Source organism: Bradyrhizobium sp. CCBAU 65884, assembly GCF_028128835.1.
GTDB classification, from domain to species: domain Bacteria; phylum Pseudomonadota; class Alphaproteobacteria; order Rhizobiales; family Xanthobacteraceae; genus Bradyrhizobium; species Bradyrhizobium ottawaense.
This window is the reverse complement of the sequence record NZ_LBJU01000005.1, coordinates 36,529-38,700: the sequence shown is the minus strand read 5'-3', so window position 1 is coordinate 38,700 and position 2,172 is coordinate 36,529. Positions and strand designations below refer to the sequence as shown.

General features: G+C 63.6%; 1 protein-coding gene and 1 pseudogene. Both read left to right on the top strand.

Annotated elements, in window-relative coordinates:
• Positions 1–292 (top strand): annotated as a pseudogene (locus XI03_RS00340) (tetratricopeptide repeat protein); the annotation flags it as partial.
• A gap of 110 nt (positions 293–402) precedes the next feature.
• The coding region (locus XI03_RS00335; RefSeq protein WP_271590984.1) for an O-linked N-acetylglucosamine transferase, SPINDLY family protein at positions 403–2,172 on the top strand (1,770 nt) is incomplete at its 3' end.

The window sequence follows — 2,172 nt, the reverse complement described above, 5'->3', positions numbered from 1 at the left end:
GTCGCGCGCCGGCGGCGCCATCGTGGCGGCGGTCGGGCTTGACGACTGGGTCGCCGAGGATGACGACGGCTATGTCGAGATCGCCCGCAAATTTGCCTCGCAGCCCGAGCATCTCGCGAAGTTGCGCGCGGGCCTGCCGGCTCGGATCGCAGCCTCGGCGGCCGGCAATGTCGATATCTACACGCACAGGGTCGAGGAGGGCTACCGCCAGTTCTGGCGCGACTATTGTGCCGCGGCTGCAGAGTGCGGCGACGCTGTAGCAGGCGAGGCAGACCCACCCAGCGGTTCCTGAGCAGGCAAGTCCTGGGCGAGCCCGGGATATCCCGGAGGGATTTCAGGTTCGGCTGGCCTGCCGCGCGAATCAGCTAGACTCGCCAATGGGCCATCTCCCGGAGAGACACTTTGCAGAGCAGCGCCGGCGCGCGCGCATTCCAGAATGCGCGATTGCAGAAGAAATTGAAGAAGCAGGCCGACGCCATCATCTCCGCCGCGGCGAGCGCTTATGGCCAGGGCAGATATGCGGAGAGCGAGGCGCTTTGTCGCCAGATCGTGCAAGCCGTTCCGGATCATTTTGACGCCACGCATTTGCTCGGCCTGAGCGTGCAACAGGGCGGGCGCCTGGAGGAAGCGCAACAACTGCTTGAGCGCGCGATCGCAATCGATCCACGTTCGCACGAGGCGCATCACAATCTCGCCGCTGTCCACCTGTCCCTTCAGAAATTTGAGGCCGCCCGCGCGTGTCAGGAAAGAGCGATCGCGCTGAAGCCGAATTTTCCGCCGGCCCTGGCCGGCCTCGGCAACGCCTTGCTCCAGATGAACCTGCCGGAACAAGCCATCGAACTGTATGACCGCGCCATCGCCTTGAAGCCCGGCTACCCCGATGCGCTCTGCAATCGGGGTCTGGCCGAGCTGGCGCTGGGCCGATTTGACCGCGCCAGACAGAGTTTCGAGCGCGCGCTGTTGTTTCAGCCGCGTCACGCCGAAGCCCTCATCGGCAAGGGCGTGGTCTGGATCGAGCTCAAGCATTACGACCAGGCGGAAGCCGCGCTCGCAGCGGCGCTCGCGATCAGGCCAGGTTCGGCAAAGCTCCTCGCGCACCGCGGACGGCTCAATTTCGCGCTGTCGCGGCCCGAACAGGCAGCTGCGGATTTTGACGCGGCACTGGCGCTTTCACCGAAACTCGAAGTGGCCTTGCGGGGGAAGGCAGAAGTCGCGCTGAGCATGGGAAATACGGCGCAGGCGATTCTGGCCTGCACGGCGTTGCTCGAGGAAAATCCGCGCTCGGCGATCGCCCTGGCGCTGCTGAGCTCCTGCTTTGCCAACCAGGGAGAGATCGCAGCCGCCATCGAACATCTCGACGCCGCTCTGGCAATTGCGCCGGACCAGCCGGACTTGATCGCGCGGAAGATCTACTTTCTCGACTTTCTCTCCGAGGCCGATTTCGCGGTCCAGCAGGCCGCGCGCAAATCCTGGTGGGATGCGATCGGCGCCAGATTGCCACAGAGGAAGCTCGCACCCCGGCCGCTCGATCCCGGCAGGCGGATCGTGGTCGGGTATGTCGCGGCCGAGTTCTGGTACCACTCGGCGGCGTTTGGCCTCTTACCGGTGCTGCGCCACCATGATCACGCCAAGTTCGAGATCGTCTGCTATTCGTGCTCGCCGGTACGAGATGAGATGACAGCCAAGTTCAAGTCGTTGGCGGACGTCTGGGTCGACGCCGCGCAGCTTTCGGACGATGAGCTGGCCGATCGTATCGAGGCCGACAAGGTCGATATCCTGATCGACGTGTCCGGGCATACGACCGGCAACAGGCTTCCGGTCTTCGCCCGCAAGCCGGCCCCGATTCAGGTCACGGGCTTTGGACACGCCACAGGCACGGGCATGCAGACCATGGACTACGTGCTCGCCGATCCGATCTTCATTCCGGAATCGGCCCGTCATCTGCTGGCCGAAAAGGTCTACGATCTGCCGTGCCTGATCACGATCGATCCGATCCTGGATGTGCCCGCTTCGGAGCTTCCCATGCTCCGCAACGGCCATGTCACTTTCGGCGTGTTCAACCGTGTCAACAAGATCTCGGACGAGGCGATCCGCGTGTGGTCGAAAGTGATGCGCGAGGTGGTCGGATCGAAGATCATCATCAAACATACGCTGCTTGACGATTCTCTGGTA